This window comes from Gordonia sp. DT218, from assembly GCF_049847105.1.
In the GTDB taxonomy this organism is placed as follows: domain Bacteria; phylum Actinomycetota; class Actinomycetes; order Mycobacteriales; family Mycobacteriaceae; genus Gordonia.
Genome location: NZ_JBNCNS010000010.1, coordinates 50,180 through 57,450 on the forward strand (window position 1 = coordinate 50,180; position 7,271 = coordinate 57,450).

Consider the following 7,271-nt stretch of genomic DNA (forward strand, 5'->3'; position numbering starts at 1 on the left):
GGTTGTTTGCTGGGTGCGCGGTTGGTTGCGTGCGCGGGTGACTACGCACTCGGCATGGATGTTCAGCCTCGCCGATACATCGGCCAGACCGTCGGACCGCCGTAGGGCAACGTGACCTCGGTGGTGACCACGAATCCGTATCGCTCATAGAGCGGGATGTTGGCCTCGTTCGAACTCTCCAGGTAGGCAGGTGCGTCGACGCGGTCCAGTCCTGCGGTCAGCAGTGCACTCCCGACCCCGACGCCCTTGACCGCGGCACCGACCTGACCCAGGTACCAGTGCGGTTCCTTGGGACGTAGCTTGCCGAACTCCTGCTCCAGGATCGAGCCGTAACGGATCCGCCCGCGCAGCGCTCGGACGAACCCCACGACCGAACCGATCTGTTGGGTGGTAGTCAGACGATGGCCGGGCGCGTCCCATACCGCGGCACCGATCGGGACCCCGTCGCGCGTCGCCAGATCGATCGACGCCGCGTCGCCGTGGACCCATCGCAGCAAGGTATGGAAGATCTGCTTGTCGTGCCTCGCGTCGGGGCGCAGCCAGCGGATTACCGGATCCTCCACGAAGGCCTGCGCGAGCAGCGAACTCACCAGGTCCCGGTCGTGACTCGATGTGACTGCGATGGCCGGCATGGGCCGAGCCTAGACGATGTGCCGTCGTCGCCGACAGGGTCAGGCGACACCCAGATATGCCTCACGCACCGCGTCGTCGACGAGGAGGTCTTTGCCCTCGCCCTCCTTCGTGATCACGCCCGTCTCCAGGATGTAGCCGCGCGTCGACCTACTCAGTGCCTGCTGGGCATTCTGCTCGACCAGCAGGATGGTGGTGCCCTCGGAGTTGATCTGCGCGATGATGCGGAAGATCTGCTGGATCACCATCGGCGCCAACCCCATCGACGGCTCGTCGAGCAGCAGCAGTTTGGGCCGGGCCATCAGCGCGCGACCGATCGCCAGCATCTGTTGCTCACCGCCGGACATGGTGCCGCCGAACTGTTTCCGGCGCTCGCCGAGTCTCGGGAAGAGATCGAAGACGTGTTCGAGCGACTCCTGATAGGCCGCCTTGGAAGTGAACTTCCGGCCATAGCAACCCATGTCGAGGTTCTCCAGCACCGTCATCCCGGGGAATATCCGACGTCCCTCGGGCACCTGGATGATGCCGCGCTTGACCCGCTGGTGCGCTGCGAGGCCGGCGATCGACTCACCGTCGAAGAGAATGTCACCTTCGGTCAGTCGATTGAGTCCGGAGATGCCCCGCATCGTGGTCGACTTGCCGGCACCGTTCGCCCCCAGCAGCGTGACCAACTCCCCGGCGCCCACATGCAGCGAGATGCCGTGCAGTGCCCGGATCCGTCCGTAATGGATCACCACATCGCGTAGTTCGAGGACCGGGGTCGACGTCGACGGCGCATCCGGGGTGTCCCCCGGCGAGGTGGATTCAGGCGGGGTGGACTCAGGCGGATTCGTCATCGGGGACTCCCAGGTAGGCGGCAACGACGGCCGGGTTGTCGCGGACTTCCCGCGGTGACCCGTCGGCGATCTTGCGACCGAACTCCAAGACGACGATACGGTCGGTCACCCCCATCACCAGACGCATGTCGTGCTCGATGAGGAGCACCGTGTACCCGTCGTCGCGGATCTTCTGGATCAGCCCCATCAAGGCGGTCTTTTCGCTGGGGTTGAATCCGGCGGCCGGTTCGTCGAGGCAGAGCAATTTGGGCTCCGTCGCCATCGCCCGGGCGATCTCGAGGCGCCGCTGGTCGCCATACGGCAGATTGGATGCCTTCTCCGCGGCCCTCGGTCCGATGCCGACGAACTCGAGCAGCGCCATGCCGCGGTCCACGGCATCGCGTTCTTCCCGGTAGTGGCGGGGAGTGCGGAAGATGCCACCGACCACCGACGTCTTGTGCCGGGCATCGGTACCGACGCAGACGTTCTCGAGCGCGGTCATCTCCCCCCACAGCCGGACATTCTGGAAGGTGCGGGCGATGCCACGTCGGGTGATCTTGTGCTGCTTCATCTTCCCGAGCGGCGCGCCGTCGAAGGTGACCGTGCCACGGGTCGGCCGATAGACCCCGGTGATCGCGTTGAAGCAGGTGGTCTTACCGGCCCCGTTCGGGCCGATGAGGCCCAGGATCTCGCCGCGCTTGATGTCGAAGGTGACGTCGTCGAGGGCCGCGAGGCCACCGAACTCGACGGTCAGGCCCTTGACCTCGAGCAGCGATTCGCCGGTCGCGGTGGCGATGTCACGTTGGGGCGCAACAGCCTCGGCGACCGCTTCGGGATCGGCTAGGTCGGGGTCGATGGCTGCCGGATCGACGATGGCGGTGGCCGACGGGTCCGCGACGGCCTCAGCGATCTGCTCGTCATGGTCCGGGACACCGCCTGCGCCCGTTCCCGGGTCGTCGGGCTCACGGTGCCTGCTCACGCCTCCACCTCCTCACCGCGGGTCCGCCCACTGCTCGGCGCACGTTTCACCGCTCCGTAGATCCGCCGGCCGAAGGTGATCAACCGGGCTCTGGCCGGGAACAGTCCCTGCGGGCGGAAGACCATCAACACCACGAGTGCGATCCCGAAGAACAGGTACTTGAACTCGCTGAGCGACTGGCCGCCGATCTCGACCCCCTGGACGCGTGCGGGCAGGTAGACGACCAGGAATGCCCCGGCGATCACGCCGAGTTTATTGCCCTGCCCGCCCAGGACCACCGCACACAGGAAGAGCATCGAGTTGATGACCGTGAATGCCTTCGGGTCGACGTACTGCACCTGGCCGGCGTAGACGGCACCCGAGAGGCCGCCGATCCCTGCACCGATGACGAAGGCCCAGAGCTTGTATTTGAAGGTCGGCACGCCCATCATCTCGGCGGCGTCCTCGTCTTCGCGGATCGCCACCCATGAGCGGCCGACCCGACTGCGTTCGAGATTGCCGATGATGATGAGGACCAGGATCACGAGTGCGATGCCCAGCCAGTACCACCACACGCCGTAGTTCAGGGTGCCGGCGTTGTTGGCGCTCGAGAACACGCCGTCGGGGTGGGTGTCGTTCTGTCCGACCTCGGGGAACAGCACGCCCTGCAGCCCGGAGGCCCCGTTGGTGACGTCGCCGAGATTGTCGGCGAGGAGCCGGACGATCTCACCGAAACCGAGGGTGACGATGGCGAGGTAGTCACCGCGGACACGCAGCGTCGGGGTGCCCAGGATGACGCCGGTGAGCCCCGTGATGATGATGGCCAACGGCACGCAGGCCAGCCATCCCCACGGCCCGGAGAAGATCCCGTGATCGATGCTGTTCCACAGCGGGCTGGCGGGGCTCGTCATCAGCGCCACGACGTAGGCGCCGACCGCGTAGAAGCCGACGTATCCGAGGTCGAGCAGGCCAGTCTGCCCGACCACCACATTCAGGCCGATGGCGATCAGAGCGGTCATCGCGAAGGTCGCCATGACCACACCGAAATCGGTTGCCGTGGTGGTGATCAGCGGCGGATTGACGACGGGGAGCAGGCCGATCACGATGATCGCGGGCACGCCCACGAGCCATTGCATGACGCGGGGTAAGCCATTCCACCAGGTCCGGATCGCATCGCCGACACCACGAGGTGGGGGCGCGTTCGGGTCGTCGGGCACCGAGGCGCCTGCGGGCTGCTGAGTCGTCATACCCGTGCCTTCCCGAGCTTCTCACCGAGGATGCCCGTCGGGCGGAACATCAGCACCAGGATGAGCAGGACGAAGGCGACGACGTCCCGCCACTGGTTGCCGAGCACCACCGATCCATAGTTTTCCATGACACCGAGCAGAAGTCCGCCGACCAGCGCACCCCGCACGTTTCCGATGCCGCCGAGGACCGCGGCACAGAACGCCTTGATACCGAGGATGAAACCGCCGTAATAGACGATGTTCGTCGGGACGCGCAGCGTGTAGAGCAACGCCGCCGCCCCCGCGAGCAGGCCACCGATCAGGAAGGTGACCATGATGATGCGTTCACGCGACACACCCATCAGCAACGCGGCGTCGGGATCTTGCGCGACCGACTGGATTCCGCGGCCCAGTCGCGTGCGGTTGATCATGTAGTCGGTCCCGAGTGCCAACACCAACGCCGAGATGATGATGATCAGCGTCAGGTTGTAGACGGGCGCCCCGAAGATGCTGAACTCCTTGACCGGCTCTACGAGTCGGATCGTGGGCTGCGCGCTCGAACCGCCCAGCGGCGGATCGATGGGCAGCTTCGGCAACACGTAGTGCACGAACTCCTGCAACACGAACGACATACCGATCGCCGTGATCAGAAAGGCGAGCGGTTTCGCCTTGCGTTTCCGCAGCGGCCGGTAGGCGACGAACTCCAAACCGACCGCGGCACTACCCGATACGGCCATCCCGCACAGCCCCGCCAAGAGCAGGTAGAGGACTGTCATGACCGTGCCCTCGGAGTAGGTGTTGCCCGACGGGGTGAAGCCGAGCAGCAACAGGCCGATGTACTGGCCGAACATACCGAGCATGAAGACTTCGGAGTGTGCGAAGTTGATCAGTCGCAGCACGCCGTAGACGAGGGTGTAACCCACCGCGACGAGTGCGTAGATCGCACCATAGGTGAGCCCCTCGATCGTCAGGCCCCAGAAGCCGTTCTTGAGCGCGCCTAGATCGAAGTTGATGGTCGCTGCCACCGACGCCGTCTCGGCCATCGAGTACACGATCATGCGTGCCTTTCAGCCACGAGAATCCCCCACAGACCACGGCGCGTCCGGGCTGATGTGCCCGGACGCACCGTGATGGTTGTGTCTTACTTGACGTCGTATACCCAGATCAGCGAGGACGTCAGCTCGCCGGTGGGGCTCCACTGGTATTCGCGCGCCAGGCCCGGCCCCTTGTAGCTACGGACGAACGACAGCAGCTCGGGGCGGGTGCGCTTGCCCTCGTTGATCCCCTTCATCAGGATCGCGGCGAGATCGTAGGCCTCGACCGAGTAGACACCGGGTGCCTGGTTGAAGGCCGCCTGGTAGTCCTTCTTGAACTGCGACGGTGCGGGACCGCACGGGCACGAGAGGATCGCGCCCTTGGCACTGTCTCCGGCCTGGGCGGTGAACTGCGGGTCGTTGGCGCCGTCACCCGAGACGAAGGTGGCCTGTGAGCCCGCGGTCTTCAGCTGTTGGGCCAGCGGAGCTGCCTCGGCGTAATAACCCGAATAGAAGATCGCGTCCGGGTTGGCGGCGGTGACCTTCGAGATGATCGCCGAGAACTCGCGATCACCCTTCTTGACGTCGCCGGAGCAGGAGGCGTCGGCTGCCGATCCGAGCGATTGGGTCATCGCCTTCGCCAGTCCGACACCGTAGTCGGTGTCATCCTTGATGACACAGACCTTCTTCTTGCCCATCGTGCCGGTCAGGTATTTCGCGACTGCCGGGCCTTGCACGTCGTCGTTGGCGAGACCGCGGAAGAAGGTCTTCCAACCGTTGTCGGTGAGGGTCGGGTTGGTGGCGGAGGCGGTCACCGAGACCAGTCCGGCCTGGTTGAAGATGCCCCCGGTCGCCTTGGTCTCACCGGAGAAGGCGGGACCGATCAGGCCGACGATGGCGTCGTCGTTGGCGATCTGAGGTGCGACCTGGGTGGCCTTCTGGGGGTCACCCTCGGTGTCGAAGGGCTTCAGCGTGATCTGGCAGTTCGGGTTCGCCTTGTTGTGCTCGTCGACCGCGAGCTGCGCACCGTTCTTGATGTTGATGCCGAGCGCAGCATCCGCGCCGGTCAGAGCGCCCGCCATCGCGATTGTCGTCTGGGGGCATTGGGCCTGGCCGTCACCGGCCGGACTGAGGGCTGCCGACTCTGTGGCACCCTGGACCTCATTGCCCTGGGTGTCGATCTGAGCCAGGGGCGCGATCTCGAGACCGGAACTCGCGGCAGCCGAACCGCTGGAACCGGATTCGGTCCCGGAGTCGCTGGATTTGCTGCTACACGCTGATACGGCGAGCACGCTCGCCATCGCCAGCGCGAGAGCACCTGTCGCCACACGACGATGCATTCTCTTACCTCTTCACTTCCCACCCACCCGGCGTGACGTCGACCCGCTCTGGACCGATCGACTGCGCCAAGAGATCTGCTGAGGAGACCTTGAGAAAACATAGTCCGAAACCACGGCGCCCGCGATGGATTGGAGCCAAACGTCCATGATGGCCCGGGGCGTGTTTTCACAGATTTAACGGCGCGGGCGCCGTGACCGTCAGCTGTCGGGGCCCAGAGTCTCGACGACCACCAGAGCGACCGCCTTCATCGTCGTGCGACGGTCCATCGCGGCGCGCTGAATCCACTTGAACGCCTCGGGCTCTGAGAGTGACTGCTTTTCCATCAGGAGGCCCTTGGCGCGTTCGACCAGTTTGCGGGTCTCCAGACGGTCGCCCATCGTGGCGACCTCTTTCTCGAGCGCAGCCACCTCGTTGTAGCGGCTCACCGCCACCTCGATCGCCGGAACCAGATCGGCCTTGGTGAACGGCTTGACCAGATAGGCCATCGCACCGGCGTCACGCGCCTTCTCGATGAACTCGCGCTGGCTGAACGCCGTCAGCATCACAACGGCCGCCAGCTTCTTCTGCGCGATCTCGGACGCCGCATCGATCCCGTCTCGAACCGGCATCTTCACGTCCATGATCACCAGGTCCGGCGTCAGGCTCTCCGTCAGCTCGACCGCGACCTGTCCGTTCGGGGCCTCTCCGACGACCTCGTAGCCCTCTTCACGGAGCATCTCGATGAGATCCATCCGGATCAGCGAGTCGTCTTCGGCGACGAGCACCCGATGGGTTGTCGCCTGTTCGCCGGTCCGATCCGCAGCCCTGTCTGCCACCGTCACCATCCCCTCCTCCGCTTCGAACTAGCCACGACCAGCGCGAACCTACAAGCGCTGATGCGAGCAGCGTACCGGGTGGCCGGTCGCTCGGCCGATCATCTAAAGTGGACTCTCGCGGCAGCCGCGCCACGCCGGCTGACTGCAGATGCCCTCGTAGCCCAATTGGCAGAGGCAACGGATTCAAAACCCGTCCAGTGTGAGTTCGAGTCTCACCGAGGGCACCAAGAAACCCCTGTTCAGCAGGGGTTTCTCAGTTTGTTGAATCATACGTGCCTTCAGCGTTCAGTCGGCCTCCTCGCGCTCGCGTCGCCGTCGGTTGCGTTCTCGTTCTTGTTGTCTGCGGGCGTGTTTGGCTGCCACCCGGGTCATCGGCCGGGTGGGAGGTGTCGGCGTCTCTCGAGGGGCGTCGGCTTCGCGTGGTGCGGGTGGAGCTTTGAACCGGATGCGGC

At 65.0% G+C, this 7,271-nt stretch carries 7 protein-coding genes and 1 tRNA gene; 1 reads left to right on the top strand and 7 read right to left on the bottom strand.

The genetic code is table 11. The features are described 5' to 3' along the window. Positions 1 to 62 precede the first annotated feature (62 nt). The 7 genes from ACPXCG_RS23685 to ACPXCG_RS23715 form a co-directional block, all read right to left on the bottom strand. Positions 63 to 632 carry a GNAT family N-acetyltransferase gene (locus ACPXCG_RS23685; RefSeq protein WP_425794838.1) on the bottom strand — a complete coding sequence of 190 codons (570 nt, stop codon included), beginning with the start codon at positions 630 to 632 and terminating at the stop codon, positions 63 to 65. Between the two features lie 39 nt (positions 633 to 671). Beyond that, positions 672 to 1,466: an ABC transporter ATP-binding protein gene (locus ACPXCG_RS23690; protein WP_425794840.1), complete on the bottom strand. Its 795-nt coding sequence runs from the start codon at positions 1,464 to 1,466 to the stop codon at positions 672 to 674. Next, positions 1,450 to 2,424 carry an ABC transporter ATP-binding protein gene (locus ACPXCG_RS23695; RefSeq protein WP_425794842.1) on the bottom strand — a complete coding sequence of 325 codons (975 nt, stop codon included), beginning with the start codon at positions 2,422 to 2,424 and terminating at the stop codon, positions 1,450 to 1,452. The genes ACPXCG_RS23690 and ACPXCG_RS23695 overlap by 17 nt, the downstream gene beginning before the upstream one ends. Next, positions 2,421 to 3,650 carry a branched-chain amino acid ABC transporter permease gene (locus tag ACPXCG_RS23700; protein ID WP_425794843.1) on the bottom strand — a complete coding sequence of 410 codons (1,230 nt, stop codon included), beginning with the start codon at positions 3,648 to 3,650 and terminating at the stop codon, positions 2,421 to 2,423. The genes ACPXCG_RS23695 and ACPXCG_RS23700 overlap by 4 nt, the downstream gene beginning before the upstream one ends. Beyond that, the gene (locus ACPXCG_RS23705) at positions 3,647 to 4,687 is read right to left on the bottom strand and encodes a branched-chain amino acid ABC transporter permease (RefSeq protein ID WP_425794844.1); all 1,041 of its coding nucleotides are present in this window, start codon (positions 4,685 to 4,687) and stop codon (positions 3,647 to 3,649) included. Before ACPXCG_RS23705 ends, ACPXCG_RS23700 begins: the two co-directional genes overlap by 4 nt. A gap of 83 nt (positions 4,688 to 4,770) precedes the next feature. Continuing rightward, complete coding sequence (locus ACPXCG_RS23710; RefSeq protein ID WP_425794845.1) at positions 4,771 to 6,003, bottom strand: branched-chain amino acid ABC transporter substrate-binding protein; 1,233 nt, start codon at positions 6,001 to 6,003, stop codon at positions 4,771 to 4,773. Between the two features lie 198 nt (positions 6,004 to 6,201). After that, positions 6,202 to 6,828: an ANTAR domain-containing response regulator gene (locus tag ACPXCG_RS23715; RefSeq protein WP_425794846.1), complete on the bottom strand. Its 627-nt coding sequence runs from the start codon at positions 6,826 to 6,828 to the stop codon at positions 6,202 to 6,204. 141 nt (positions 6,829 to 6,969) lie between these two features. Between ACPXCG_RS23715 and ACPXCG_RS23720 the strand changes: the two genes are divergently transcribed. Continuing rightward, positions 6,970 to 7,046: transfer RNA gene (locus ACPXCG_RS23720), tRNA-Leu, on the top strand. The last annotated feature ends 225 nt before the right edge of the window (positions 7,047 to 7,271 follow it).

Excerpts from the sequence above, each read along its gene's own strand:
- ACPXCG_RS23690 (WP_425794840.1), bottom strand. The coding sequence starts at position 1,466 with ATGACGAATCCGCCTGAGTCCACCCCGCCTGAATCCACCTCGCCGGGG.
- ACPXCG_RS23710 (WP_425794845.1), bottom strand. The coding sequence starts at position 6,003 with ATGCATCGTCGTGTGGCGACAGGTGCTCTCGCGCTGGCGATGGCGAGC.
- ACPXCG_RS23700 (WP_425794843.1), bottom strand. The coding sequence starts at position 3,650 with ATGACGACTCAGCAGCCCGCAGGCGCCTCGGTGCCCGACGACCCGAAC.
- ACPXCG_RS23705 (WP_425794844.1), bottom strand. The coding sequence starts at position 4,687 with ATGATCGTGTACTCGATGGCCGAGACGGCGTCGGTGGCAGCGACCATC.
- ACPXCG_RS23715 (WP_425794846.1), bottom strand. The coding sequence starts at position 6,828 with ATGGTGACGGTGGCAGACAGGGCTGCGGATCGGACCGGCGAACAGGCG.
- ACPXCG_RS23685 (WP_425794838.1), bottom strand. The coding sequence starts at position 632 with ATGCCGGCCATCGCAGTCACATCGAGTCACGACCGGGACCTGGTGAGT.